This window comes from Rhodobacter sp. NTK016B (genome assembly GCF_017303295.1).
In the GTDB taxonomy this organism is placed as follows: Bacteria; Pseudomonadota; Alphaproteobacteria; order Rhodobacterales; family Rhodobacteraceae; genus Pararhodobacter.
Genome location: NZ_JAFKOK010000003.1, coordinates 112,181 through 138,782, shown reverse-complemented (window position 1 = coordinate 138,782; position 26,602 = coordinate 112,181). Strand labels below are relative to the sequence as shown.

The following is a 26,602-nucleotide window of genomic DNA, read 5'->3' as shown; positions in this document are numbered from 1 at the left end:
AATGACCGAACACACCCGCATCGCCACGCAACCCATCGCCGGCCAGAAGCCCGGCACCTCGGGCCTGCGCAAGAAGACCCGCGTCTTCATGCAGCCCGGCTATCTCGAGAATTTCGTTCAGTCGATCTGGAACGGTATCGGCGGGATCAGGGGGCGCACGCTGGTCGTCGGCGGCGACGGGCGGTTCTTCAACGACCGCGCGATCCAGACGATCCTGAAAATGGCCGCCGCCTCGGGCGCCGCCAAGGTAATCGTGGGACAGAACGGGTTTCTGTCGACCCCTGCCGCGTCGAACCTGATCCGCGCCCGCAAGGCCGATGGCGGGGTGATCCTGTCGGCCAGCCACAATCCCGGCGGCCCGGACGAGGATTTCGGCATCAAGTACAACATCGCCAATGGCGGCCCCGCGCCCGAAGGGATCACGCAGGCGATCTATGAGGCGACCGAGACGATCGACAGCTACGACATCTGGGAAGGCCCCGATGCCGACCTGTCGGCGCTGGGCGAACGCGCCTTTGGCGACATGACGCTGGAAATCGTCGATCCGGTCGACGCCTATGCCGCGCTGATGGAGACGCTGTTCGATTTCGACGCGATCCGCGCGCTGCTTGCGGGCGGGTTCCGCCTCCGCTTCGATGCGATGCACGCAATCACCGGCCCCTACGCGACCGAAATCCTGGAAAACCGCCTGGGCGCCCCCAAGGGCTCGGTCGTCAATGCCGTGCCGTCCCCGGATTTCGGCGGCGGCCATCCCGACCCGAACCCGGTCTGGGCCAAGGACCTGATGGACGCGATGTATGGCCCTGACGCGCCTGATTTCGGCGCAGCGTCGGACGGTGACGGGGATCGCAACATGATCGTCGGGCGCAATGCCTATGTTACGCCCTCCGACAGCCTTGCGGTGCTGGCCGCGAATGCCTCTCTGGCGCCGGGCTATGCGGGCGGGCTGAAGGGCGTCGCGCGCTCGATGCCGACCTCCTGCGCGGTCGACCGGGTGGCCGAGGCCCGCGGCATGGATTGCTATGCCACGCCCACCGGCTGGAAGTTCTTCGGCAACCTGCTCGATGCCGGAATGGCCACGCTGTGTGGCGAGGAATCGGCAGGCACCGGCTCGGACCATGTGCGCGAGAAAGACGGGCTCTGGGCCGTGCTCTTGTGGCTCAACATCCTTGCCGTGAAGAAGCAATCGGTGGCCGAGGTGATGGCCGATCACTGGGCCGAGTTCGGGCGCACCTATTATTCGCGCCACGATTACGAGGCGATCGACAGCGACATCGCCAACCGGCTGGTGGACGATCTGCGCGCCGAGATGGGCGGCCTGCCAGGCTGGACCCATGAAGGGCTGATCATCGAGAGCGCCGAGGATTTCAGCTATACCGATCCGGTTGACGGCTCGGTCGCGGCGAAACAGGGACTGCAGATCCGGTTCGAGGGCGGCGCGCGCGTGGTGATGCGGCTTTCGGGCACCGGGACCGAGGGCGCGACGCTGCGGGTCTATCTGGAACGCTTCGACCCGCAGGATTTCGGTCAGGACCCGCAGGCCGCTCTGGCGCCGGTGATCGCGGCGGCGGATGTGCTGGCGGGGATCTCGAAGCGGACGGGGCGCACGGGGCCGGATGTCATCACCTGAGACGCCCCTCGGCTAGTTCTGAACACGCTAAGACAAGGCCGGGTGCATTCACCCGGCCTTGTGCTTATGCCGTACTGTTTGGGCCGGGCGCGCGGGGCGCAAGTCCCGCCGGCGCGGCGAGCGGCCCCCCTTGCGGGGGCCCGAGCAAGCCGCCCTGCCCCAAACGCCCGTGCAAGTCAGACGAACCAGATCGCGAAGTCGCGCGCCTGCTCTGCCGTCATGTCCTTGGTCTTGTCGACCTCGACGCGCTTCATATGGACATGGTGGGCGCAATAATCCGCGCCCATCGCCGCCACCAGCGCGGTGTCCGCTTCCAGATCGTCCAGCGCTGCGGCCAGCGACTCCGCCACCCCCAGCTCGGTATCCTGCCCCATGAAGCAATCCTGCGTCTCGGCCGGTTGCAGGGCCTTCTGTCCCTCGACACCCAACCGGGCCGCCTGCAGGACGGCCGCGACAGCGGCATAGGGATTGGCCGAGGCATCGGCCATCCGGTGTTCCAGCCGCGCTTTCTTGCCGCCCTCGCCCGACACGCGGGCGGTGACGCCACGATGATCGACGCCCCAATTGGCCCAGTAGCCCGCCATCGAGGCCGGTTGCAGCCGCGCATAGGAATTGACCGAGGGCGCGACCAGTGCCGACAGCCCCTTGTGATGCGCCATCCAGCCGGCGATGCAGCCACGCGCAAGGTCGGTCATCCCGGCGATGCCGCCCTCCTCGCCCTGCCCCAGCGCGTTCTCGCCCGCAGCATCCGCGAAGCTGAGATTGATATGCATGCCGTTGCCGCCCTTGTCGAACAGCGGCTTGGGCAGGAAGGTCAGGATCACGCCCTTGCGGAACGCCACTTCGCGGGCAAGCTGGCGGAACATCACCAGATCGTCCATGGCCGCCAGCGCCTCGTCGAAGGCCAGCGTGAACTCGAATTGCGGCGCGTCGTATTCGGTGGTGACGAGGTCGAGCTTGAAGCCCGCCGCCTCGGCCGCTTCCCAGATCGCATCTGAAAAGCCCAGCGGGTCGTTGAACGGGCCGCCGCCATAGACATGCGCGCCCGGCGTGTCATAGGGCTGCAGGCTGCCATCCTCGGCGCGGGTAAAGGCATAAGCTTCCAGCTCGATCCCCACTTTCGGGGTCAGGCCGTGTTTCTGCCAGTCGGCAATGGCACGCTTCAGCGCGGTGCGCCCGGCGGCTTCGATCGGAGCGCCGTCGCGGTCGGTCAGATCGCCCGTGACCATATGCACGCCCGGCTCCCAGCCCGGGCGGATATCCTGCGCCTCCCAACTCAGCGTCATGTCGGGCAGCCCGTCGAGGCAGTTCGTACCCGGCGCATCGACGATCAGGTCCTTGTCGTAATGGACCGCAAGGCAAGGTTGGGCGAAGCGGGTCGAGCCGGTGCCGATCTTTTCCTGCGGCAGGTATTTCCCGCGCAGGATGGACAGATGGTCGCACCAGACGGGTCTGAGGCGGTCTCGCATGGGTGTCTCCCTGATGTTGGTCTGTTCTTTTCTTGGTTTTGTCAGGCGCGCGTGACGCGCACCGGAAGTTCTTTGATACCGCCGACGAAGTTCGAGCGGAGGAATTTGTGCTCTCCGGCCGGTTCGATGCCCGAGATCCGTTTCGCGAGTTCCTGAAACAGCACCCGCACTTCCAGCCGGGCCAGATGCATGCCCAGACACAGATGCGGCCCGCCCTGCCCGAAGCTGAGATGCTTGTTGGGCTTGCGCGCAAGATCCACGCGGAACGGATCGTCGAAGGCCGCGTCGTCGCGGTTGCCGCTGGCAAACCAGTAGAGCACCTTGTCGCCCGCTTTCACAGTCTTGCCATGCATGTCGAAATCGCGCGTGGCGGTGCGACGGAAGTACAAAGCGGGCGTGGCCCAGCGGATGATCTCATCGGCCATCGTGTCATCGACCGCGCCCGACTGGATCTGCGCCAGCAATTCGGGCTGATGCGCCATGGCCTGAATGCCGGCGGCGATAGAGTACCGCGTGGTGTCGTTGCCTGCCGCGACCAGAAGGCAGAAGAAGTTACGGAATTCCGTCTCGCTGATCGTCTCGCCGTTCTCGTCAGGCTGCAAGATTAGGTGCAGCACGCCCTCGGTATCGCCGCGCGCGGCTTTCGAAGCCATCAGATCCTTGGCGTAATTGTAAAGCTCGGCCCCCGCCGGCGAGTTGAAGGGCATGAGCCGGTATTCATCGGTGGTCATGCGGTCGAGCACATGCTCGGTGAAATCGGGATCGGTATTGGCGATCAGCGCGTCGCCCTTTTCCACCAGCCACGGCAGATCCTCGTCCGGGGTGCCGATGATCCGGCCCAGCATCAGCATCGGCAATTGGCGCGCGATCAGCTTGGTCGCGTCGAACGTGTCGTGCTGCAGGGCCTGATCGAGGATCGTGTCGCACAGATCGCGGATCTGTTCTTCGAACGCGCCGACGACGCGGGGCGAGAAGGCTTTCATCACCTTCATGCGGGTGCGGGTATGCTCGGGCGGGTCGGTCTCCTGAAAGGTCCGCCGGGCGAGGTATTCCTCGTAGGTCTGGTCCTCCATCCGGATACCGCGCGCCGAGGACAGCAGGTCGGTCTGCCGGTTCAGGGTCAGGATATCGGCATGGCGGGTGACCGACCAGAACCCCTCGCCCGCGTCCCATTCGGTCCAGGCCATCGGATCCTCGGCACGCATCCGGGCAAAGGTGTTATGCGGCGGGCCGCTCACGAATGTATCGTGCGAGGTCAGATCGGCCTGGCCGTCATCGCTGGGCGTCCAGATGGTCATGCGACACTCCTTGATTGCCTACCCCTTTATGTATATTCATGACATCTATTAGTATGCAAATGGAATGTTCATGCATATCGCCTTTCTCGACGCTAATACCGACCGCTCGGCCTTCGCGGCCCGTCATTCCAGCGAAGTGGCGAAATTTCAGGCCTTGCTGGCGCCGGTGACCCGGGACTGGCGCTATACCGCGTTCAAGTTGCCCGATGGCGAGGCGCCTGAGACGCTGACCCCCGACGCGTTCGACGGCGTCATCGTTTCGGGCAGCCCGGCCTCGGTGCATGACGACGCGCCCTGGGTGGCCGGGTTGCTGGCGATGCTCCGCGACGCGGTTGCGGCGGGCCTGCCGGTCTTCGGTGCCTGTTTCGGCCATCAGGCGGTGGCGCGCGCTCTGGGCGGACGCGTGGGACGCAATCCGCGCGGCTGGGTTCTCGGCCCTGTCGAAAGCCAGCTACGCCACCCGGCTCCGTGGAGCGAAGCCTGTAGCGTCACGCTCAACGCCGCGCATAACGAGCAGGTTCTCACCCCGCCGCCGGGTGCGCGCGTGCTGGGCGGGACCGATGCGACGCCCTACGGTCATCTGGCGATCGGCAGCACCGTCTTCACCACCCAGTACCACCCGGAAATCACGCCCGATTTCATGGCAGGACTGATCGAAGAACTGGGCAGCCACGACCCTGCCGACGTCCCGTCCGAGGTGATCGGGAATGCGCGTAGCGCGATGTCAAAAGAGGTCGACAATGCCCGGATGGCCCGCTGGATCGCCGATTTCTTCACGCAAGCGCATTCGGTCTGACGGGTCTTAGGGATTTCGTAAACTCTTGCCGTCTTTGATGTCCATGTTGATCGTAACCATGGACATCTCATGCGTCACCGACCCACTTTAGGCGCTCTCGTCTGGACCCTCTCCACCCGCTGGCGGCGGATGACCGACCGGGCGCTGGCCGATCTCGGCCTGACCCATGCGCAATTCGCGGCACTCGACGTGGTGGGCCAGTCGCGGCGCGACCTTCTGCCCGAGCGAATGGACATGGCGGACCAAACAGACCTGCGCTCTCCTGTTGATCGTCCGCTGCTGCAGAGCGATCTGGCCGCCGCTCTGGCGGTCACGCCGATCTTCGCCTCGAAACTCGCACGGGCGCTGGAACGCGACGGGCTGATCGCCCGTGGCGCGGTCTCGGGCGATGCCCGCGCGCGCAGCCTTTCCCTGACGGCGCAGGGTGAACGCGTTCTGACGCAGGCCCGCGCCCGTGTCAGAACGCTCGAAACCCGGCTGGTCGAGCCGCTCGGCAATGGTGAAACTCAGGCCGGTCAGGCGATGCGGATCCTGCTGCGCTCGCTCATCGCGCATGAAGCAGGGGCGCGGGGGTAACGCGACGTTGAAACAGGACAGCACCCCCGTCCGCCCCATAGAAAACAGCCCCCCGGCCCGGGAGGCTATCGAGCTTGAAACAACGCCGGCAACAAAACGCCGCTTTCACGCCAGCGCGGCCAACAGGTCCATCGCCGTAAGCTGATCGAGCTGCACATGCCGGCGCATCGCCAGCTCGGCCGCATCGGCATCGCCGTTCAGGATAAGATCGGCGATCACCCGGTGATCGCGCGCGGATTCGGCGATGACGCCGGCATAGCGGTAGCGCGCCCTGTAATAGGCCATGAGCTTGCGCGCATTGGTCTTGATCAGGTCCAGCAGGAACGGGTTGCTCGCCGCCTCGCCCACCGTTGCATGAAAGCGCAGGTTCAATTGATAATAGGCGTCGGGCTCGGCCCCGCCAAGCCGAGCCGCATGTTCGTCACAGGCCTCGGTCACCGCCTGCAAGGCCGCGCGTCCATTGGCCGAAATGCGCCGCGCCGCCAGCCCGGCCGCCTGCCCTTCGAGCTGGGCGTGAATTTCGAGAATCGCAAAGAACTCTTCAAGCGTCGGCTTGAACACGACCGCCCCCTTGCGCGGCAGCCGCTTGACCAGCCCGGTCGCCTCGATCTGCATCAAGGCTTCACGCACAGGGGTGCGCGAGACGCCGAAATGCTGAACGAGCGAGGCTTCGTCGATCTCGTCACCGGGGTTGAGCCGACCAGCGTCGATCCAGTCGTGCAGCGAGGTGAGGATGGTTTCGGTCTGATTGGCCAAGGATCCCTCCGTCACAGCCTGCTTTATGTATACACAAGGTGGCGCTATTCGTACAAGCGGTTCCTGTGCAGAGATACACTTAGAGATCACACAACCCATGAACCCGTGCGCAGGATCGTCTTAGCCCTGCGTTAAGACCTATGCGGTAAGGGATGGTTCGAACGCGACGTTGCATGTGTCAGGGCTTCGAACCTCGGCACAAAGGGTCCGGGCGAGGGATGTTCGGGACTACCCGGTGTTCCGGAAAGAGCCGTTCAACAACGAGGAGCACAGAACCAAAACGATAGAGGAAGGCGAGACAGAATTTTCGCCCGCATGTTCCGAGTTCCATGAATAGGGGCCTACAGTCGCGTGGCCGCCTGCCCTGTCCGGATGACCATGTCGCGCTATCTGGGTGGCATTGCAAACCGGAGACCGCCATGATCCTCTATATTGCCACCGCTTTCATCTTCCTTGCGCTCGACGCGGTGATGCTGAGCCTTGTGATGAAGCCGCTTTTCGTGCGCCATCTGGGCGACGCGATGCGCGACTCGCCGATGCTGGGCGCGGCAGGGGTGTTCTACCTCGCCTATGTTGCCGGGTTGGTCGTGCTGGTTTCGCTGCCTGCCTTGCGCGATGGGGAGCCGATGCGCGCGCTGATGTATGGAGCGCTGGTCGGGGCCATGGCTTACGGGACGTACGAATTCACCTCTATGGCGGTGATGAAAGACTGGTCTTGGGCGATGGTGGCGACCGATACGCTGTGGGGCACCGCCCTGACCGGGTTCTCTGCCTGGGCCGGGGTCATGATCGCGCTGCGCTTTCAGGCGTGACCGGGCGCCTTTGGGCGCGACGCGCCGGCCATTGTGTCGGCACGTATCCAGCGAAGGGAAGCGGTCTGGTTTGGTAGCGCGATGCCCTTCGATCAGCTTCGCACCTCGGATCTGTTCGTCACCGTCATCGCCGTTTACCGGATGTTCAGCCCCAGCGGGCACGATACACGGAAGCGCGCGCAAGCCTCCGCGCCCGGCGCCAGATCCGCAGGTGCCGGGCGCGACATGAAAAGGCCGGGCCCCGAAGGGCCCGACCATACCGACGGCGTTTTGTCCGGGAGGATCAGAACGGGCTGTCGGGATAGTAGTATTGCTCGGCATTTTCGGGCGTGATCAGGACCGAACCGATGGTGAAGGTGCCCGAAACCGGCGCGTTCGAGGTGACGCCGACGGCGGTCATCTCGATGGCGGTGGCGATCATCGCGGGCGGATAGGTGACGTTGGCGGGAACCATCTCGTCGCCTTCCATCGTGCGCTGGATCATCTCTTTCATGCCCGCGCCACCCAGAACGAACTGGATGTCGTCGCGACCGGCTGCGTCGATCGCGGCCATGGCACCGATCGCCATGTCATCGTCCGAGGCCCAGACCGCGTCGATTTCAGGATAACGCGACAGGAAGTCCTGCATCACGGTAAAGCTGTCGTCGCGGTTCCAGTTGCCGTGCTCGGCGGCAAGGATCTCGATGCCCGAACCTTCGATGGCTTCTTCGAAGCCCGCAAGACGCTCGTTGTCGATGGTCGTCGGAATACCGCGCAGAACGACGATCTGGCCGCCATCGGGCATGGCGCCGGTGAAGAACTCACCCGCGACACGGCCGAAACCCGGATTGTCGCCGGCAACGTAAAGATCCTCGATCCCCTCGACCGAGAGGCCGCGATCGACCACGGTGATCCAGATGCCGCTTTCGGAAAGCGCCTGAACCGGGCCCGTCAGGGGCTCGGATTCGAAGGGCAGAACGACCAGCGCGGCGATGTCGCGGGTGGCCATCATGTCCTCGATATCGTTGACCTGTTCGGCCGCGTTCGACGCCGTCGACAGCACGAAATCGAGCTGCGGATAGACCTCTTCAAGCCGGTCGACGGTGGCCTGGGCGTGATAGTTCATGCCCCCCGCCCAGCCATGGGTGGCGGCGGGAATGGACACGCCGATCACGGTCGTGTCCTGCGCAACCGCGGGTGCGGCAAGCGCCAGAAAGCTGACCGCGAGGGCGGCTTTGGGGAAATGGCGGGTCATGTCGGTTCTCCTCCCTGTTTGACCGATGGATAGTCTTCCGGCAGCGGCCTTTGTGGCCTATTTGCCGGTCTTCGCTCCGCGCTGCAGGATCACAGCGAGAATGATCATCACGCCTTGGACCGCGCCGTTGAGATAGGGCGATACATAGTCGGTGAGATTGAGGATGTTCTCGATCAGACTCAGGATCAGCACGCCGATCACCGTGCCCCAGACGCGTCCGAAACCACCCTTCAGATAGGTGCCGCCGATGATGACGGCGGCGATCGCCTCGAGCTCCCACAGAATACCCGTGGTTTGCGAGGCTGAGCCGAGCCGCGGCACATACATGATGGTCGCCACGCCAACGAGCAGGCCCAGCAGCACATAGGTGGCCAGCCGCACGCGCGTGGTGTTGACGCTGGAATAATGCGCGACCTCGGCATTGGCGCCGGTCGCCGCGACATGGCGCCCGAAAACGCCGCGCGACAGGAAGATCTCGCCCACGATGACGCAGAGCGCAAAGACGATGATCGGCCAGGAAATGCCAAGGATGCCGTCGTAATAGACCGGGCGGTAGAAGGTGCGCAGGCCGAAATCCAGCGACAGCGTGCCGCCATCGGCCATCCACGTCACCAGCGAGCGATAGATGCCCATTGTGCCCAGCGTGACGATAAAGGCCTCGATCCCGACCTTAGTGATGAGCAAGCCGTTGATAAGGCCCGCGATCACCCCGGCGACCAGCGCCGTGGCAACGCCGAGGAAAATGATCGGCAGGCCCACGCCCAGCACCGGCAGCGCCGCATTCATCACAAGGATCATCAGCCCCGCGATAAAGGCCGCCATCGAGCCCACCGATAGGTCGAGACCGCCTGCGGTGATGACGAAAGTCATGCCAACAGCGATGATGCCGATGAAGGCCGAGCGTGACAGCACGTTCGTCAGGTTGGCATAGCCCAGGAAGTTGGGGTTGAGCATCGCGCCGATGATGATGAGCGCGATCAGCGCCACGACCGGGCCGATCACGGTCATCGGCGGCAGGCGGCGCGCTGGCTTTGCGGTTGCGGTGTCGGTCTGCGTCATGTCGGTCGATCCGAATCGAGAATGTCGGAGGCGGGCGTCGCTTCGCCCTGCCCTGCCTTGCTGTCGGTCTGTGGGTCGGGGTCTTGCGCGATGCCCATCGCCAGCCGGACGATGCCGCGCTCGGTAATGTCGTGGCCCGCAAGCTGGCCGGTGATCCGGCCCAGCCGCATGACCAGCACGCGGTCGCAAAGGCCGATAAGCTCTTGCATTTCCGACGAGATCACGATCACCGAGGTGCCCTGATCGGCCAGCCCGCGCAGGAAGCGATAGATCTGCTGCTTGGTGCCGATATCGATGCCGCGCGTGGGTTCGTCGGTGACAAGGATGCGCGGCTCGGATTGCATGACCTTGGCCAGCAACAGTTTCTGCTGGTTGCCGCCCGACAGGTTGCCCACCCGCACCCCACGCGCGCCGCGGATGTCGAAATCGCGGATCGCTTCGTCAAGAATGCGCTCTTCGCCCGCGCGGTCGATCATCACGCCTGCCCGCCGCGGCAGCGCTTGAAGCGTGACATTCTCGCGCATGGATTTGTCCAGCAGCAGGCCGCGCGTTTTGCGGTCCTCGGTCAGATAGCAAAGCCCGCGATCCAGCGCGTCCGAGGGGCGGCGGATGGTGACGCTTTCGCCCTCGATCTCGACAGCGCCGGTGGCGGGTCTGAGGCCGCAAAGCCCCTCCATCGCCTCGGTTCGGCCCGATCCCACGAGCCCGGCGATGCCGAGGATCTCGCCGCGATGCAGCTCGAAACCGATATCGCTGGCATGGCCCGGCACATCGAGTTCTTGCACCCGCAGCACCACCTCGCCCGGCACGGTGCCGGGATTGACGGGATAGAGGTCGGACAATTCACGCCCGACCATCGCCTCGGCCATGTCCTGTTCGCTCAGCCCCTCGGCAGGTCCGGTGAACACGACCTTGCCGTCGCGCATGATGGTGACCCGGTCGGCGATCGCCTTGACCTCGTCAAGCTTGTGCGAGGTGAACATCACCGCCGTGCCCTGTTCGCGCAAAGCCCGCACCTGCTGGAACAGGATCTCGGTCTCGTTATTGGTCAGAACGGCGGTCGGCTCGTCCATGATCAGCACCCGCGCATCGCGCGACAGGGCCTTGGCGATTTCCAGCATCTGCTTGTCGGAATTGGATAATTCCCGAACCAGGGCACGCGGATCGGCGTGGCATTCGACCCGCGCCAGCTGCGCGCGCGTCTGGCGCTGCATCTCGGCCCGGCGCAGGAACGGGCCGCGCCGCAGCTCACGCCCAAGGAACATGTTCTGCTCGACCGTCAGCAACTCGGCCAGGTTGAATTCCTGGTGAATCATGACGATGCCCTGCTCTTCGGCGGCGCGCATCGTGTCGAAGGTCACCGGCGCGCCATCCAGCGTGATGCGCCCGGAACTCGCGGGCTGATAGCCCGCAAGGATCTTCATCGTCGTGGATTTCCCCGCCCCGTTCTCGCCGATCAGCGCGTGCACTTCGCCGGGATAAAGCGCAAAGGACAGCCCGTGCAGAACCTCGATGGGCCCGAAATGTTTCGAGACGTCATCAAGCGCGAGGATCGGCGTCACGGCGTCACCCAGGCAGCATCGCGGCGGCTGCTGTCGACGCAGGCTGCAACGAAGCGCATCCCCGCCATACCCGCCTCGATCCCCGGTACGAGTTGCGCGAGGTCTGGCAAAGGCTCGCCCGCCTGATGCGCGCGAATCCCCAGCGCGGCCCCGGTATAGAGATTGGCGAAGCCTTCCAGATACCCTTCGGGATGGCCACCGGGAATGCGGCTGACGGCATCGGCCACGGCGCTGGCGGCCGCCCCCCGGCGGGTGATCAGCCGCGTCGCCTCGCCATGCGGCGTGAACCACAGCCGGTTGGGATCTTCCTGCGCCCAGACGAGACCGCCCTTGTCGCCGAAGACCCGCAGTTTAAGCCCGTTCTCATTGCCCGGCGCGACCTGGCTGCACCACAGCATGCCCTTCGCGCCGCCCTCGTAGCGCAGCAAAACATGCGCGTTGTCATCCAGCGCGCGCCCGTCGACGAAGGCGTCGAGATCGGCGGCCAGACGCTCGACGTTCAGCCCGGAGACGAAGCCGGCCAGATTGTAAGCATGGGTACCAATGTCACCGACCGAGCCGCCCGCCCCCGACCGCGCGGGATCGGTGCGCCATTCGGCCTGCTTGTTATCGCCCGACCGCTCGACCGGATCGGTCAGCCAGTCCTGCACATATTCCACCTGAACCAGCCGCAGCTTGCCCAGCGCACCGGTCTCGACCAGCTCGCGCGCCTGCCGGACCATCGGGTAGCCCGTGTAATTATGCGTAAGGAAAAACAACGCCTTGGACCGCTCGACCGCAGCTTCTAGAGCCTTGGCTTCGTCCAGCGTCGCGGTCAGCGGCTTGTCACAGATCACATGGATACCGGCATCGAGAAAAGCGATCGCCGGCCCTGCATGCACGTGGTTCGGGGTGACGATCGCGACCGCCTCGATTCCGTCGGGGCGCGCGGCCTCGGCCTGTGCCATCTCGTCGTAGGACGAATAGGCGCGTGCGATATTGAGCGCCTCGGCGCTTACCTTCGCCTTCTCGGGTGACGCGGACAAGGCCCCCGCCACCAGATCGTAATGCCCGTCGAGCCGCGAAGCGAAGCGATGAACCTCGCCGATAAAGGCGCCCTGCCCGCCGCCGACCATGCCCAGTCTGATCGGTTTCATGCTCAGATCCCCAACATACGGCGGTTGGCCGCGTCGTCCGCGCCGCCATCGGCGAAATCGTCGAAGGCTTTCTCGGTCACGCGGATAATGTGATCACGCACAAAGGCTGCACCTTCGCGCGCGCCGTCTTCGGGGTGTTTCAGGCAGCATTCCCATTCGACCACGGCCCAGCCATCGAAGCCGGCAGCGGTGAGTTTCGAGAAGACCTGCTTGAAATCGACCTGCCCGTCGCCCGGCGAGCGGAAGCGCCCGGCCCGGTTAACCCAGGACTGAAAGCCCCCATAGACGCCTTGGCGCCCGGTCGGATTGAACTCGGCATCCTTAACGTGGAACATCTTGATGCGGTCAGCATAGATGTCAATATTATCAAGGTAATCAAGACATTGCAGGACGTAATGCGACGGGTCGTACAGCATGTTCGCCCGCGCATGGTTGTTCACCCGCTCGAGGAACATCTCGAAGGTGACGCCGTCATGCAGATCCTCGCCCGGATGGATCTCGTAGCAGACATCGACACCGCAATCCTCGGCGTGATTCAGGATCGGCAGCCAGCGCTTGCCAAGCTCGTCAAAGGCGGTCTCGACCAGCCCCGGCGCCCGCTGCGGCCAAGGATAGAGATAGGGCCACGCCAGCGCGCCCGAGAAGGTCGCGTGGGCTTTGATGTCCATGTTTACAGACGCGCTTAGCGCCTTCTTGACCTGATCGACCGCCCATTCCTGACGCGCCTGCGGGTTGCCGCGCATTTCGGGCACGGTGAAGCCGTCGAAACCCGCATCATAGGCAGGATGCACGGCGACCAGCTGGCCCTGTAGATGGGTCGCAAGTTCGGTCACCTCAACGCCATTGGCGCGGGCAACGCCAAGGAACTCGTCGCAGTAATCCTTGCTGCTTGCCGCCGTCGCGAGATCGATCAGCCGCGCGTCCCAGCTTGGCACCTGCACCCCCTTGTAGCCGCAATCGGCGGCCCATCGGGTGATGCTGTCCCACGAATTGAACGGCGCCTCGTCCCCTGCGAACTGGGCAAGGAACAGGGCCGGGCCCTTGATCGTCTTCATATATCCTCCCTGCGTCAAATGGCGGCCTTCCAGCCGCGAATCGACGTCGTGTAATCGATTACATCGCAGGACATGCTCCATGGCAAGCCTTGACTTTGCGCGCGCGCTGGCGTCCCCCAATGCGTCATGAACAAAAACATCCGCATCGCCGACGTGGCCCGCGCGGCAGGCGTCTCGACCGCGACGGTCAGCCGCACGCTGTCGAACCCGGCGGTCGTTGGGGTGGAGACGCGCGCAAGGGTGATGGCCGCGGTCGAGGCGACAGGCTACCGCGTCAACACCGCCGCGCGCGATCTGCGACAGCGGCGGGCGCGCTCGATCCTCGTCCTTGCGCCCAATCTGGCGAACACGTTTTTCGGAAGAATCATTGCAACGATTCAAGAGGTTGCCGGCTCGGCAGGTCTCAGTGTACAGGTGTCTGACAGCCGGGCCGAGGCTGGCCGGATCGAAGCGCTTGGCCATGACGGGCGCGCGGACGGGATCATCCTGCTCGACGGCTCGCTGGCGCCCGAGATCCTGGCGCGCTGGCGTCTGCCGGTCATCGAACTTTGCGAATGGAATACCCGCGCGACTTTGCCGGGGCTGGCCATCGACAATGCCGCCGCCGCGCGGCTCGCGGTCGATCATCTGGCCGATCTGGGCCATCGCAAGGTGTTGCACATCGCCGGACCCGAGGGCAACGTTCTGGCCCTCACCCGGCGCGAGGGATTTCTGGCGGGCAGCGCCACGCGCGGGCTGGATGCCTCGGTCGCCGCCGGGGATTTCACCATGGCCTCGGGCGCGCGGGCGGCGCGCGACTGGATCGCCCTGCCCGACCGTCCCAGCGCGGTCTTTGCGGCCTCGGACGAATGCGCGTTCGGCTTCATCGCCGAGTGTCACCGGATGGGCCTTTCGGTGCCAGACGATGTCAGCGTGGTAGGGTTCGACGATGTCGATTTCGCCGATCATTACATTCCGGCGCTGACGACGATCCACCAACCCCGCGTCCGCCTCGGACGCTTTGCTGCGCAACGGCTGATCGCCGCGTTGACCGAGAATCGCCCTCTCGCGCCGGGCCGCGAACTGATCGACGCCCATCTGGTCGTCCGCAACTCGACCCGCGCGTACCAGCGCTGAGGCCGTTTATATCCATACACATGATAAGCATGGACAATATCTTCCGGCCTGTGATCTGCACGCTCCGTCCGAAACCGACACCCCCGCCCCGCAATCGAAGCCCCACCCCCCTCTTGCCTTGCACGCGCGGCATCGGTATTGCTGCGCCAACGGAGAGGTGGCCGAGTGGTCGAAGGCGCACGCCTGGAAAGTGTGTAGGCGGGAAACCGTCTCCAGGGTTCGAATCCCTGTCTCTCCGCCACATTCAGATACTGAATCCGTCCAGGGGCCCCGATTGAGGCCTTTTTTCTTTTTGTTTCAAAGGGCGTTGGCAGGGCCATCCGCCCTTCGGAGACTGGGCGCTTGCCGAAGAATGGGTCTCCGAATGGCCCGTGTCTCTCTTCGAGCGCCCCTCGATGGCGGCGGGACGGCGTGAAACATCCTCGGATTTCCAATGGGTTGCCGCGTTCATGGGTTCGCCCTGTTCGCGAGATCATCCGGTGACGGAGACCGACACGAAGGCGCAGGGCGGCCAGAAGGACGGCTCCGTGGCGGCCGATCCCCAAGTCCGACGGAGGCGTCCGAGGCGAGCCAGGACCCTGCCAGAAGTCTCTGATGACAAACAGACTTCGCGCCCATAGCCTGGCGCAATGTCGAACGGTCCCTGGACGGATGAAGAGAACGACCTGATCGTCGCGGATTACTTCGAGATGCTGGCCTACGACATCTCTGCGCGCCGCTACAGCAAGGCCGAACACCGCCGCGCACTCCTCCCGCTCCTGAACGACCGGTCCGAGGGGTCCGTCGAGTTCAAGCACCAGAACATCAGCGCGGTGCTGAAGGGGCTCGGCGAGGACTGGATCCCCGATTACAAGCCCGCGTTCAACTTCCAGATGACGCTGGTCGATACGGTGGCTGGAGCTACGTCCGGGCTGGCTCGGCCGGTTGCCAAGCATGCGGCCCGCGGACGGCATGCGCGAGGCGGCGCAGGTCTGGATCGGTCCTCCGCCCACGCTCTCCAACCAGCCACCGCCGCAAGAGCCCTACAAGATGCGGCACATCGCGAGGAAGTTCGACGTGGCAGGCCGGGACGAGCGCAATCGCGCCCTCTGCCGTGCCGGCGAGGAACGTGTGCTTGCGCATGAACGGGCGTCTCTACGCATAGCACGACGGGACACCGCCGAGCTGCACCACGAGCAGGTCGCCTTCGATGCCGACCTCGCGCAGCGCATGTCCGACCGCTCCGTGCGGATCCTGCAGGCCACCGACATGGGCGAGCTGCTGCCACGCCTCGCCGTCAGCCGCGACTTCTTCAAATGCCGGTTCTGCGCCCAGCCGAGCAGTGCTGGAGCCTGGCGGCATGACCGACGAGCCCAGCGACCCATCCGACCCCGACCAAGAACCAGCCATGCGCGACGACACCACACCCGACGATCCAAAGGAAAACATCGTCCATTTCAATCCGTGGCGCGACTTCAACGATGCCGCACCGCAGATCGACGTTTTCAGCGATGAGCCCGAAGCGCGGGACATCGCCAGCGACAGGGCCGGATTTTTGCTAAGCCAGCCGGAAGCCGGAGCCCCCCGCGCCCCGCGCAAACACCAATGAACGCTGGCCTTCCGACCGGGCACCGCTGGTAGCCGCTGGACCCCGTGTGGAGTCCGGCTCGGCATCCGCGTCCGGGAGCCACCGCATCCACCCGACCGAGGAATCTTGCCCGCCATGACGCTGAGCTTCGCCCCTGACGCGATCGAGATGAAGCCGCTGGCTCAGGCGCGAACCTTTGCGGCGATGCATGCGCCGACAGGGTGGCCAGATCCGATGAAAAGCTTGGTGTTTCAGCTTTGCGGACGCTGTTTGATTGTGATGTCCCTTCGACTGTCTGGAAGACGACTGATGTGCATCAGTGCAGGGGGCCTCGCCACGGTGCAAGCGTGATGCCCGGAAGTGGGTTGCCGAATGGTAGAGCCTTTTGGGCCTTGGTCCTTGCATTCCAATGAGCGGAATTTGCTTCATCCTACGTGAATGTCGCATTCGAGAGATTGTGGGTGAATAAGGACCCTGTCAGGGCGAAGTTGCCACCGTTTCTCCGTTCCGCCGCTGAATGCGCAGCTCGTGAAGAAACGCGACATGCGACGGTTCCAAGCCCGGTTTCTTCGTTGCCGAAAAAAAAATAGCCGGTAGCCGATTCCAGCGATTTCTTAAACCAGAGGGTCCGGCGCGGACCGCGTCGCCCCCCTTCGCACAGGGTTGACCCCGTGCTGAAAGGAAGCCGACATGACTTTCGAATCCAGAAGTGAAACGCCCACTCCGGGGTACTCGTTACCTCAGATCGGCCTGCACTGGATAATCGCCGCGCTGGTCATTGCGCAGCTCTTCATTGGCGAAAGCATGACCGAGCTCGTCGAAGCCGCGGAGGAAGGTGAGCCAATCTCGGGGTCGACATCCACCTTCGCGACCACGCACTACTACTTCGGAATTGCGATCCTCGCACTGGTGGCAATCCGCCTCGCCCTGCGCCTTACGAATGGTGCGCCGCCGCCGCCTGCCACGGGGCAAACGCTCGAAACGCTTGGCCGGGTGTCCCACTGGCTGTTCTATGCCCTTTTGGTTGTCGTCCCGATCACCGGACTTCTGGGCTATTATCTGGGCGACCCATACGGCGAAATTCATACGTTCGCAAAACCGGTCTTTATCGGTCTCATCGCGCTGCATGTGGTGGCGGTCCTGTATCATCAGTTCTGGCGCAAGGATGATGTCTTGATGCGGATGTTGAAGCCGGACTGACACGATATCGCCTTGCGATACCCGGCGTGCGCCGGGAGTGACGACGGCCAGATGCCGGCGGCCAAGAGTTGGCCCGCTGCCCGCACTGATCTGCGATAGCGCGCTTGCGCGCCAGGGCCGTTAGATTCGGTTGTATCTCTGGAATCGCGCCCTTGCATGATGCTGAACGATGCGCCGGGGGCCGTCCACATCGGTGGATTCTCGAGACTGCCTGAAAGGAATTGCCATGAAGTGGACGCTGATCGAAGACAACTGGTACGCCATGACCCGGCGCGTCCGGCCGGGGTGGACTACGCAGGGTGCCTGTAACGACCAGACAGAGCAGCCAAAGCGGCTAGCGGCAGTGCCTGTCCCGCCTCAGCGAGACAGGGCGGTCAAACACGACTCCGTTGCCGCCGATTCTAAATCGGCGTGAGCGCACGCGCCCTAGGGTCTGGCAAGCTACCCCGCCTTGATGCGTTCCTCACATGGCGCGCGCCCGTGACCGGGATCTGGCGAGACACCGCGCCGATCCGATCCGAGCTGTTCGGAGCGGAGAGACTGGAGCATCACGCGGTATCGCTTGCTGCGGCACAATCCGTCGCACGCGGCGCTGGGACGCGCGTGCGACCGCTGACAGCGCGCGTTTCGGACAACGCCCGCTACCTCTTCGTCGCCTATCGTCTTTGCGCGAAGACCCTGCGGGCGGGGCGGTCGATCACCCCGGCGGCCGAATGGCTTCTCGACAACTTTCACCTAGTCGAACAGCAATTGCGCCAGATCGACGCCGATCTGCCCGATGGCTATTACCGGCAATTACCCAAGTTGGCCGAGGGCCCGTTCGCTGGTTACCCGCGTGTCTTTGGCCTGGCATGGGCCTATGTCGCCCATACTGATAGCTTGCTGTCGGGGCCGATCCTTGCGCGGTTCGTGACGTCCTACCAGACGGTCAGCCCGCTCTCGATCGGCGAACTCTGGGCGGTGGCGATCACCTTGCGGATCGTTCTGGTCGAGAACATGCGCCGCCTTGCCGAACAGATCACTCTCGGCATTGAACAGCGAGCGATGGCGGATGGGATCGTCGATCAGATCCTCGCGGCCCGGAAGGATCCGGCCGGGTCGCTGCAGGATACGCTGCGCGCTTCGACCCGTTCGCTCGATGCGGCTCCGCTGGACGAGACCCTGGCTGCGCAGATCGTTAAGCGGCTGCGGGGCTTCGATCCCGACGAGACACCGCTGCACGGGTGGCTCAAGGAGCGCTTGCAACGTCAGGGCTCGTCGGTCGATGCCGTGGTCCAGATCGCCCAGATGCGGCAGGGCGCGTCGAACGTCACGATGCGCAACATCGTGACCAGCATGAGGCTGGCGTCCGAACTGGACTGGCCGGATTTCGTCGAGGAGGTCAGCCTGACCGACCGCCGACTGCGGGCGGCCTCGGATTTCGCGGCGATGGATTTTGCGACCCGCAACAGCTATCGCACCGAGATCGAGGTTCTGGCACGCGGGTCCAAACTGAGCGAGACCGCCGTGGCCGACGCGGCGCTGGCGCATGCCGATCCAGTCGAGACAGCCGCGCGCCACGATCCCGGTTTCGGGTTGATCGGGCCCGGCCGGGCCGGCCTTGAACAGCAGATCGGGTTCGCGCCTACCTTACGAATGCGTCTTGGCCGGGCGACGAGACGACTGGGCCTGACGGGCTACGCCGCCGCCATTGCGCTGACGTCTGCCGCTGTCCTTGCGCTGGCGCTCTGGGCGACGGGCGCGAGTGGCTCGGCGGCCGTCCTGCTGGCGATCACGGGTCTCCTCGTCGCCTCCGAGGCGGGAACGGCGCTGGTCAACCTTGGCGTGACGCGGATCGTGCGGCCGAAGCTGCTGCCGGGGCTCGACCTGTCGGACGGGATACCGTCGCGCCTCCGCACGCTGGTCGCGGTGCCCGTGCTGCTGGAGGATGCCGGCGACCTTCAGGCACAGATCGACCAGCTCGAGGTGCATCACCTCTCCAGCACCGATGGCGCGCTGCACTACGCGCTGCTGTCTGACGGGCCGGATGCGGCCAGCCAGACCATGCCCAGCGATGCCCCGCTCGTCGCGGCGGCCGAGGCGGCGATGGCGCGACTGAACGCACAGTATCCCTCGACTGAGGGCGACCGGTTTGTATTCCTTCACCGGCATCGCCTCTGGAACGCCTCCGAGGGCGTCTGGATGGGATGGGAGCGCAAGCGCGGCAAGCTGACAGAGCTCAACCGCTTGCTGCGGGGCGCTACCGACACGAGTTTCCTGCCCCACAAGGGTCTGCCCCGCGATGTGCGCTTTGTCATCACGCTTGACGGCGATACCCGCCTCTTGCGCGATACCGTCGCACTGCTGGTGGGGAAGATGGCCCATCCGCTGAACCGCGCAATCGTCGACCCCGCGACGCACCGCGTCGTCGCGGGCTACGGTATCGTGCAGCCCAAGGTCACCCCGTCGCTGCCGACCGGCACCGATGGCTCGCTTTTCCAACGGGTCTTTTCCAGCCCCGGCGGGATCGAGCCCTATGCCAGCGCTGAATCCAGCGTCTACCAGGACCTGTTCGGCGAGGGTTCTTTCACTGGCAAGGGCATCTACGACGTCGACGCCTTCACCGCGAGCCTCGACGGTCGCGTGCCCGACAACGCGATGCTGAGCCACGACCTGTTCGAGGGCGACTTTGCCCGCGCCGGCCTTGCATCGGATATCGACGTGGTCGATGCGTTTCCCGCCCGCTACGACACGGCCTCGCGCCGCCAGCATCGCTGGGTGCGGGGCGACTGGCAGCTTCTGCCCTGGCTGGTCCGGCGCGGCAGGGGGCTGTCCCCGCTGGGCCGGTGGAAGGTGGCCGACAACCTGCGCCGCGCCCTCGTGGCGCCTGTCGCCCTTCTGACGCTGCTGACAGGCTGGTGTCTGCCGCTGCCGATGGCGGCGATCTGGACGCTGGCGGTGCTGGCGATGCTGGCTTTGCCGCACCTTGTAGGGCTGCCCTTCGCGGTCCTGCCGGGGCGTGCCGGGATCACATCGCGCAGTCATTTCGCGGCGCTCGCGGGCGATAGCCGACGGGCGCTGTTGCAGGTCGCGTTGAACATCGCGTTCCTCGCCGATGCGGCCTGGCAGATGCTGGATGCGCTGGGGCGCACGCTTTTTCGCCTGACGGTCTCGCACCGGCACATGCTGCAGTGGGTTACGGCGGCTTCGGCCGGGGCGGGCCGGGCGCCGGGCGCGGCCGCTCAATACGGGCGGATGCTGGGCGGGCTCGGCCTCGGCCTCGGGGTCTGTATCGCGGCGATGGCGCTCAACCCCGCCGCATGGCCTGTCATCGCCCCCTTCGCGCTGCTTTGGCTGGCCGCACCGGCGGTGGCCTGGAGCATAAGCAGGCCGCAGGCGGCCAAGGCCTCCGCGGCCCTGTCGGGCGCCGAGGCCGAGGCGTTGCGCCTGATCGCGCGGCGGACGTGGCGCTATTTCGAGACCTTCGTGACCGAGGGCGACAACTTCCTGCCCCCCGACAACTTTCAGGAAATCCCCGCTCCCCGGGTCTTTCACCGGACCTCGCCGACGAATATCGGCCTCTACCTGCTGTCGACCACCGTCGCGCGCGACATGGGCTGGATCGGCCAATCGGAGGCCGTCACCCGGCTGGAGCAGACGCTGCGGACCCTGCAGCGGATGCCACGCTATCGCGGGCATCTCTATAACTGGCACGACACGCAGGATCTGCGCGTGCTCGACCCGGCCTATGTCTCGTCCGTCGATAGTGGAAATCTGGCCGGCCATCTGATCGCCGTCGCGCAGGCCTGTGCCGAATGGCGGGGGCCGCCCTTGGCCATGGCAGCCCGGCGCGCCGGGCTTGCCGATGCCCTGACGCTGGCGCAGGCGGCGCTGACGCCGGGGGACGAGGCGCTCACGGTGCCGCTTGAGGGTCTGACGGCCGCCAACGCGGAGCAGGCGCCCTTCGAGCTTCTGCTGCCGCTGGCGATCGAGGTCGCCGAGTTGGCTCGGGCCCTGGGAGAACCCGCAACCGACCTCGCCTTCTGGTGCAATGCCGCGCGCGACTGCATCGCGGGCCATGTGACCGACGGCGCCGGCCCCACGGATACGCGCCTTGCCGGGGTCGAACGGATGGCGCGCGAGCTTGCCATGGCGATGGATTTCACATTCCTGCTCGACCCCGAGAAAAAGTTGCTCTCCATCGGCTTTTCCGTCCCGGCCAACACCCGAGATGCCAATTGCTACGACCTGCTCGCCTCGGAGGCGCGGCTTGCCAGCTTCTTCGCCATTGCCAAGGGCGACCTGGCCACGCGGCACTGGTTCCACCTGGGCCGGGCCGCGACGCCCGTGGGCGCGGGATCTGCCCTGATCTCTTGGTCGGGCAGCATGTTCGAATATCTCATGCCGTCGTTGGTGATGCGCGCGCCCGTCGGTTCGGTTCTGGAACAGACCAGCCGGTTGATCGTGGACAGGCAGATGGCCTACGCCGCCATGCTTGGCCTGCCATGGGGCACTTCGGAATCCTCCTACAACGCCCGCGATCTGGAGATGACCTACCAATACGCCAATTTCGGCGTGCCCGGGCTGGGTCTGAAGCGGGGCCTGAACGAGAACCGGGTGATCGCGCCCTATGCCACCGGCCTTGCGGCGATGGTCGCGCCCCGCGCGGCGGTGGAGAATTACGCGCGCCTCGCCGCGCTTGGCGCCGAGGGGCGCTTCGGCTTCTACGAGGCCGTCGATTTCACCGCGCAGCGTCTGCCGGCGAACGCCGATCATGTCGTCGTGCAAAGCTTCATGGCGCACCATCAGGGCATGACCATCACCGCGATTGCCGACACGCTCCAGAACGGGCGCCTGCGCGCGCGGTTTCACGCAGAGCCGATGATACGGGCGGTCGAGCTGCTCTTGCAAGAACGCGTCCCCCGCGACGCATCGGTCACACCGCCGCGGGCCGAGGATGTGCCGGTGACCAAGGTCGAGGGCGACGGCGCCCCCGCCATGCGCCGCTTCGATGCGCCTGCGGAGGGCGCGCCCACGGCACACCTGCTGTCGAACGGGCGCTACGGGGTGATGCTCACGCCCACGGGCGGAGGCTTCAGCCGCTGGCGCGATCTCGACATCACCCGCTGGCGCCCCGATCCGTCGCAGGCGACGCAGGGCTCGTTCATCTTCGCGCGCGACATCAGGTCCGGCGCGTTGTGGTCGGGCGCGCTGCAGCCGACCGGGGCCGGGCCGGAGCAGCATCGCGCTGTGTTCTGCGATCATGTCGCGACCTTCGACCAACGCGACAGGAAACTGGCGATGACCACCGAGGTCGTGGTCTCGGCCGAGGATGACGCCGAGGCGCGCCGCGTCACGCTGACCAATTCGAGCGGTCATGCGCGCGAGATCGACCTGACGTCCTATTCCGAACTGGTGCTGGCGCCGCATGCCGCCGATCTGGCGCATCCGGCGTTTTCCAAGATGTTCGTCGTCACGGACTACAATCCGGATCTGGGCGCGATCATCGCCACCCGCCGCCGCCGCGCCGAGACCGACCCCGAGGTCTGGGCCGCCCATATCGCCGTTGTCGAGGGCGCCGAGAGCGCCCCTGTCCAGTACGAGACCGACAGGGCCAAATTTATCGGCCGGGGGGGCGACGTTGCTTCGGCGGCCATGGCGCGGGCGCCGCTTTCCGGCACCACCGGGACGGTCCTCGACCCGGTCTTCGCGCTGCGCCGCCGAGTCGTCGTGCCAGCGGGCGGCCTTGCCCGCGTGACCTTCTGGACGATCGTCGCGGATTCGCCCGAGGCCTTGCTGGACCAAGTGGACCGGCACCGTGATTCCTCGGCGTTCGAGCGCGCGCTGACGCTGTCGTGGACGCAGAGCCAAGTGCAATTGCGTCACCTTGCGATAACCCCGTCCGCCGCCGTCGACTTCCAGCGCCTCGGCGGCATGATCCTGCGCGGCGATCCGCGCCTTCGGGCCACGCCGGCGCAAATCCACGCCGGCATGGGCGCGCAATCGATGCTCTGGGCGATGGGCATATCGGGCGACCTGCCGATCATCCTGTTCCGCATCAGCGACACCGAAGACGTGGCCGCCCTGCACGAGGTGCTGGCCGCGCATGAATACCTGCGGATGCGGCAGATGGACGTGGATCTGGTGATCCTCAACGAGCGCGTCTCGTCCTATGTTCAGGACATGCAGGGCGCGATCGATCTCGCCGTCCGGTCGGCCCAGACCCGCCCCCGCAGCGCGCTGCGGCAGGGTGCGAGCCAAGGGGGCCTCCATACCCTGCGCGTCGATCTGATCACGCCCGAGCAGCGAGCGCTTCTGGTCGCAGTCGCGCGCTTGATCCTTCTGGCCAGCCGGGGCGGCATCGGCGAGCAGCTCGACGCGATACCGACGAATACTCCGACACTCGCCACGCCCGCTACGCGGCCCTCCGTTGTCGTGCCCCTAAGCGGCGCTCCTACCTTCGAGCTGGAGTTCTTCAACGGCACCGGCGGTTTTGCCGACGAGGGGCGCGAATACGTCACCATCCTGCAGGGCGGCCGCACCACGCCCGCGCCGTGGATCAACGTCATCGCCAATCCCGGCTTCGGCTTTCAGGTCTCGGCCGAGGGCAGCGGCCATGCCTGGGCCGAGAACAGCCGCGAGAACCAACTCACCCCATGGTCGAATGACCCGGTCTGCGATCCGGCGGGGGAAGCGCTATACCTGCATGATCTGGACACCGGCGCACTCTGGACGCCGACCGCACTGCCGATCCGGGAGAAAGGCACCTATGTTGCCCGCCACGGCTTCGGCTACACGCGCTTCGAGCACGCGGCGCAGGATATCGACGCCCGGATGGTGCAATTCGTGCCCCTGGCCGATTCCGTCAAGATCACCCGCCTGACCTTGCGCAACACCGGGGGTACGCCACGCCGCCTCTGCGTCACCTCCTACGCCGAATGGGTGCTGGGGGCGTCGCGCAGCGCCACCGCCGCCCATGTCACCACGTCGCGGGACACTGACACCGGCGCCGTCTTCGCGCGCAACCCCTTCGCCACCGCCTTTCCGGGCCGCGTCGCCTTTGCCGATATCGGCGCGGGCGACGTCAGCGTGTCGGGCGACCGGACCGAGGTTCTGGGGCGCGGTGGCAGCATGGCCGCCCCGGCGGGGATCGGCGGCGCGCCGCTGTCAGGGCGCACCGGGCCGGCGCTGGACCCTTGCGCGGCGCTGCAACGGCGCGTGACACTGGCACCGGGCGAGACTGCCACCATCGTTGTGCTGCTGGGGCAGGCCGCCACGGCAGAGGCGGCGCGCGCGCTGATCGCGCGGCACCGCGCGACTGACCCCGATGAAACGCTGCGGGCCGTGCGCGAGCATTGGCACGGCCTTCTTGGCGCGGTGCAGGTGGCCACGCCCGACCGCGCCATGGACATCCTGCTGAACGGCTGGCTGCTCTATCAGACGCTCGCCTGCCGCATCTGGGCGCGCGCCGCCTTCTACCAAGCCAGCGGTGCCTACGGGTTTCGCGACCAGTTGCAGGACGGGATGGCGCTGACCGCGCTGCGCCCCGACATGACGCGCGCGCATCTTCTGCGCGCCGCCGCGCGTCAGTTCCCCGAAGGCGACGTGCAGCACTGGTGGCTGCCGCATTCGGGTCAAGGCGTGCGCACCCGCATCTCTGACGACAGGGTCTGGATGGGCTATGGCGTAGCCCATTACATCTCCGTCTCGGGCGACGCGGGCATCCTAGACGAAGAGATCGCCTTCCTCGACGGCCCGGCGCTGCCGCCCGGGGCGCATGACGAGTTCTTCCAGCCTGCGGTGTCAGAGGTCTCGGCGAGCCTCTTCGAGCATTGCGCTCGCGGCCTCGACCTTGCCATCGAACTGACCGGCGCCGACGGCATGCCCCTGATCGGCACCGGCGACTGGAACGACGGGATGAACCGCGTTGGCGAGGGCGGACACGGCACCTCAGTCTGGCTCGGCTGGCTGCTGATCGCCACCATCGACCTGATGGCCCCCCATGCCGATGCCCGGGACGTGGCCCGCGCAGCGCGCTGGCGCGCGCACCGCACCTCGGTGCTGAGTGCCATCGAAGGCAAGGGTTGGGACGGCGCATGGTACCGGCGCGGCGCCTATGACGACGGCACGCCGCTCGGCTCTGCCGCATCGCAGGAATGCCGGATCGACAGCATCGCGCAATCCTGGGCCGTCCTCTCCGGCGCGGCCGAGCCTGCGCGCGCCCGGCAGGCGATGGTCAGCATGACCGAGCATCTGGTGCGCCCCGGCCCCCCCGGCCTTGCGCTGCTCTTCACGCCGCCCTTCCACAGCACGGCGCTGGAGCCCGGCTACATCAAGGGCTACCCGCCGGGCCTGCGCGAGAATGGCGGGCAGTACAGCCACGCCGCGATGTGGGCGATCCTTGCCCAGTGCCGGCTGGGCGACGGCGATGCAGCGGGCGCGCTGTTCTCGATGCTGAACCCGATCAACCACGCCGCCACGCCAGAGGGCGCAGCGCGCTACAAGGTCGAGCCCTACGTCGTGGCCGCAGATGTCTATTCGACGGGTCCGCACGAAGGCCGCGGCGGCTGGACGTGGTACACCGGCGCGGCCGGCTGGATGTACCGTGCCGGGATCGAGGGCCTTCTGGGCCTGACCCGCGAAGGGCCTTGGATGGTCTTGAACCCTTGTTTCCCGAAGAGCTGGCCGCAGGTCAGTGTGAGGGTCGCGACGGCCGAGGGAACACTGGCGATCTCCATCGACAATCCGGGCCGGACCGGACACGGGATCGGGTCGGCGAAGCTGAGCGGCGTTCCCCAGCGGATCGAGGATGGGGTACTACGGATGCTCATGCCGACAGGGACAGAAGCGCTCGATATCACTCTGCTCTGACCTGCCGTGCCAGCTCCCGGTCAAGCCCGCGTCCGACATAGATCTCCGTCAACTCGGTCAGCTCCGCCTCGGGCGAGGCCGCCAGTTCGGCGGCTTCGCGGGCCGGGTCAGAGGTCTCGACATCGGTCTGCGAACTGACCGAGACGTATTCGCCCGCCGCCATCGACATGGCGCCGGCGACGAGCCCCGCGAGGCCTGCGATCGGCACGGCGGAGTGCGCGGATCCCGCTGCGGCGACGCCGATGATCAGGCTGCGGTCGACACGATACCGTCCTTGGCGCCAAGCACGGCGGCCCGCAGCCTGCTGGTCCGCTGGATCATGTGTTTGGCCATGGACGCGCGCAATCAAGTTCGGACCTTTCGGGAAAGGCGCCCGAACGTGACCGTCCGGACGCGCAAGTGGCGGGCAGCCAGGCGGGCGACTGTCCTTTTTACCGGACGCGGTGCCGTTTGCGGTCGCTCCCAATCGATGCCGACGTCGCGACC

At 65.8% G+C, this 26,602-nt stretch carries 18 protein-coding genes, 1 tRNA gene and 2 pseudogenes; 11 read left to right on the top strand and 10 right to left on the bottom strand.

The genetic code is table 11. The features are described 5' to 3' along the window. The first annotated feature begins 1 nt into the window (after position 1). A complete protein-coding gene (locus JI664_RS05025; protein ID WP_207012629.1) occupies positions 2–1,630 on the top strand; it encodes an alpha-D-glucose phosphate-specific phosphoglucomutase in 1,629 nt (542 codons plus the stop codon). A 176-nt stretch (positions 1,631–1,806) separates the two neighbouring features. On the opposite strand, the gene JI664_RS05020 is transcribed toward JI664_RS05025, so the two are convergent. Next, the gene (locus tag JI664_RS05020) at positions 1,807–3,099 is read right to left on the bottom strand and encodes a glutamine synthetase family protein (protein ID WP_207012628.1); all 1,293 of its coding nucleotides are present in this window, start codon (positions 3,097–3,099) and stop codon (positions 1,807–1,809) included. A gap of 41 nt (positions 3,100–3,140) precedes the next feature. After that, entirely contained in the window at positions 3,141–4,397 is a 1,257-nt protein-coding gene (locus tag JI664_RS05015; protein WP_207012627.1) for a cytochrome P450, read from the bottom strand. A gap of 70 nt (positions 4,398–4,467) precedes the next feature. Between JI664_RS05015 and JI664_RS05010 the strand changes: the two genes are divergently transcribed. Next, complete coding sequence (locus tag JI664_RS05010) at positions 4,468–5,193, top strand: type 1 glutamine amidotransferase (protein WP_207012626.1); 726 nt, start codon at positions 4,468–4,470, stop codon at positions 5,191–5,193. A gap of 69 nt (positions 5,194–5,262) precedes the next feature. Then, positions 5,263–5,769: a MarR family winged helix-turn-helix transcriptional regulator gene (locus JI664_RS05005; RefSeq protein ID WP_207012625.1), complete on the top strand. Its 507-nt coding sequence runs from the start codon at positions 5,263–5,265 to the stop codon at positions 5,767–5,769. A 105-nt stretch (positions 5,770–5,874) separates the two neighbouring features. Here JI664_RS05005 and JI664_RS05000 read toward each other — a convergent pair whose 3' ends face one another. Next, a complete protein-coding gene (locus JI664_RS05000) occupies positions 5,875–6,525 on the bottom strand; it encodes a GntR family transcriptional regulator (RefSeq protein WP_207012624.1) in 651 nt (216 codons plus the stop codon). Positions 6,526–6,944: 419 nt separating this feature from the next. On the opposite strand from JI664_RS05000, the gene JI664_RS04995 reads away from it, so the two are divergent. Beyond that, positions 6,945–7,337 (top strand): DUF2177 family protein, encoded by a 393-nt coding sequence (locus tag JI664_RS04995; RefSeq protein ID WP_207012623.1) that lies wholly within the window; start codon positions 6,945–6,947, stop codon positions 7,335–7,337. 283 nt (positions 7,338–7,620) lie between these two features. Here JI664_RS04995 and JI664_RS04990 read toward each other — a convergent pair whose 3' ends face one another. The 5 genes from JI664_RS04990 to JI664_RS04970 are packed head-to-tail and all read right to left on the bottom strand — an operon-like array spanning position 7,621 to position 13,383. Further along, positions 7,621–8,571, bottom strand: a complete 951-nt coding sequence (locus JI664_RS04990; protein WP_207012622.1) for an ABC transporter substrate-binding protein — start codon at positions 8,569–8,571, stop codon at positions 7,621–7,623. 57 nt (positions 8,572–8,628) lie between these two features. Further along, on the bottom strand, positions 8,629–9,630 hold the full coding sequence (locus JI664_RS04985; protein ID WP_207012621.1) for an ABC transporter permease: 1,002 nt from the start codon (positions 9,628–9,630) through the stop codon (positions 8,629–8,631). Next, positions 9,627–11,192: a sugar ABC transporter ATP-binding protein gene (locus JI664_RS04980; RefSeq protein ID WP_207012620.1), complete on the bottom strand. Its 1,566-nt coding sequence runs from the start codon at positions 11,190–11,192 to the stop codon at positions 9,627–9,629. The genes JI664_RS04985 and JI664_RS04980 overlap by 4 nt, the downstream gene beginning before the upstream one ends. Continuing rightward, positions 11,189–12,328, bottom strand: coding sequence for a Gfo/Idh/MocA family protein (locus tag JI664_RS04975; RefSeq protein ID WP_207012619.1), 1,140 nt, complete (start codon positions 12,326–12,328; stop codon positions 11,189–11,191). Before JI664_RS04975 ends, JI664_RS04980 begins: the two co-directional genes overlap by 4 nt. Positions 12,329–12,330: 2 nt before the next feature. After that, a complete protein-coding gene (locus JI664_RS04970) occupies positions 12,331–13,383 on the bottom strand; it encodes a sugar phosphate isomerase/epimerase family protein (protein WP_207012618.1) in 1,053 nt (350 codons plus the stop codon). 126 nt (positions 13,384–13,509) lie between these two features. On the opposite strand from JI664_RS04970, the gene JI664_RS04965 reads away from it, so the two are divergent. From JI664_RS04965 to JI664_RS04955, 3 genes and pseudogenes are all read left to right on the top strand, one after another. Next, the gene (locus tag JI664_RS04965) at positions 13,510–14,499 is read left to right on the top strand and encodes a LacI family DNA-binding transcriptional regulator (RefSeq protein WP_207012617.1); all 990 of its coding nucleotides are present in this window, start codon (positions 13,510–13,512) and stop codon (positions 14,497–14,499) included. 151 nt (positions 14,500–14,650) lie between these two features. Beyond that, a tRNA-Ser gene (locus JI664_RS04960) sits at positions 14,651–14,740 on the top strand. A 388-nt stretch (positions 14,741–15,128) separates the two neighbouring features. After that, positions 15,129–15,654: pseudogene (locus JI664_RS04955) on the top strand (hypothetical protein); the annotation flags it as partial. Here the strand turns inward: JI664_RS04955 and JI664_RS04950 are convergent. Further along, positions 15,634–15,888, bottom strand: a complete 255-nt coding sequence (locus JI664_RS04950) for a hypothetical protein (protein ID WP_207012857.1) — start codon at positions 15,886–15,888, stop codon at positions 15,634–15,636. The pseudogene JI664_RS04955 and the gene JI664_RS04950 sit on opposite strands and share 21 nt — an antisense overlap. On the opposite strand from JI664_RS04950, the gene JI664_RS04945 reads away from it, so the two are divergent. From JI664_RS04945 to JI664_RS04930, 4 genes are all read left to right on the top strand, one after another. After that, positions 15,887–16,087 (top strand): hypothetical protein, encoded by a 201-nt coding sequence (locus JI664_RS04945; protein ID WP_207012856.1) that lies wholly within the window; start codon positions 15,887–15,889, stop codon positions 16,085–16,087. The genes JI664_RS04950 and JI664_RS04945 overlap by 2 nt on opposite strands. Positions 16,088–16,201: 114 nt before the next feature. Continuing rightward, positions 16,202–16,417, top strand: coding sequence for a hypothetical protein (locus JI664_RS04940; RefSeq protein WP_207012616.1), 216 nt, complete (start codon positions 16,202–16,204; stop codon positions 16,415–16,417). 339 nt (positions 16,418–16,756) lie between these two features. Continuing rightward, positions 16,757–17,266 carry a cytochrome b gene (locus JI664_RS04935; protein WP_207012615.1) on the top strand — a complete coding sequence of 170 codons (510 nt, stop codon included), beginning with the start codon at positions 16,757–16,759 and terminating at the stop codon, positions 17,264–17,266. Positions 17,267–17,869: 603 nt separating this feature from the next. Further along, the gene (locus tag JI664_RS04930; RefSeq protein WP_349768685.1) at positions 17,870–26,116 is read left to right on the top strand and encodes a GH36-type glycosyl hydrolase domain-containing protein; all 8,247 of its coding nucleotides are present in this window, start codon (positions 17,870–17,872) and stop codon (positions 26,114–26,116) included. Here the strand turns inward: JI664_RS04930 and JI664_RS04925 are convergent. Then, positions 26,115–26,449, bottom strand: a pseudogene (locus JI664_RS04925) (VIT1/CCC1 transporter family protein); the annotation flags it as partial. The gene JI664_RS04930 and the pseudogene JI664_RS04925 sit on opposite strands and share 2 nt — an antisense overlap. Positions 26,450–26,602 lie beyond the last annotated feature (153 nt).

Coding starts and splice junctions, on each gene's coding strand:
- JI664_RS05025 (WP_207012629.1), top strand. CDS start 2: ATGACCGAACACACCCGCATCGCCACGCAACCCATCGCCGGCCAGAAG.
- JI664_RS05020 (WP_207012628.1), bottom strand. CDS start 3,099: ATGCGAGACCGCCTCAGACCCGTCTGGTGCGACCATCTGTCCATCCTG.
- JI664_RS05015 (WP_207012627.1), bottom strand. CDS start 4,397: ATGACCATCTGGACGCCCAGCGATGACGGCCAGGCCGATCTGACCTCG.
- JI664_RS05010 (WP_207012626.1), top strand. CDS start 4,468: ATGCATATCGCCTTTCTCGACGCTAATACCGACCGCTCGGCCTTCGCG.
- JI664_RS05005 (WP_207012625.1), top strand. CDS start 5,263: ATGCGTCACCGACCCACTTTAGGCGCTCTCGTCTGGACCCTCTCCACC.
- JI664_RS04995 (WP_207012623.1), top strand. CDS start 6,945: ATGATCCTCTATATTGCCACCGCTTTCATCTTCCTTGCGCTCGACGCG.
- JI664_RS04990 (WP_207012622.1), bottom strand. CDS start 8,571: ATGACCCGCCATTTCCCCAAAGCCGCCCTCGCGGTCAGCTTTCTGGCG.
- JI664_RS04985 (WP_207012621.1), bottom strand. CDS start 9,630: ATGACGCAGACCGACACCGCAACCGCAAAGCCAGCGCGCCGCCTGCCG.
- JI664_RS04975 (WP_207012619.1), bottom strand. CDS start 12,328: ATGAAACCGATCAGACTGGGCATGGTCGGCGGCGGGCAGGGCGCCTTT.
- JI664_RS04970 (WP_207012618.1), bottom strand. CDS start 13,383: ATGAAGACGATCAAGGGCCCGGCCCTGTTCCTTGCCCAGTTCGCAGGG.
- JI664_RS04965 (WP_207012617.1), top strand. CDS start 13,510: ATGAACAAAAACATCCGCATCGCCGACGTGGCCCGCGCGGCAGGCGTC.
- JI664_RS04945 (WP_207012856.1), top strand. CDS start 15,887: ATGCGCGACGACACCACACCCGACGATCCAAAGGAAAACATCGTCCAT.
- JI664_RS04950 (WP_207012857.1), bottom strand. CDS start 15,888: ATGGCTGGTTCTTGGTCGGGGTCGGATGGGTCGCTGGGCTCGTCGGTC.
- JI664_RS04940 (WP_207012616.1), top strand. CDS start 16,202: ATGACGCTGAGCTTCGCCCCTGACGCGATCGAGATGAAGCCGCTGGCT.
- JI664_RS04935 (WP_207012615.1), top strand. CDS start 16,757: ATGACTTTCGAATCCAGAAGTGAAACGCCCACTCCGGGGTACTCGTTA.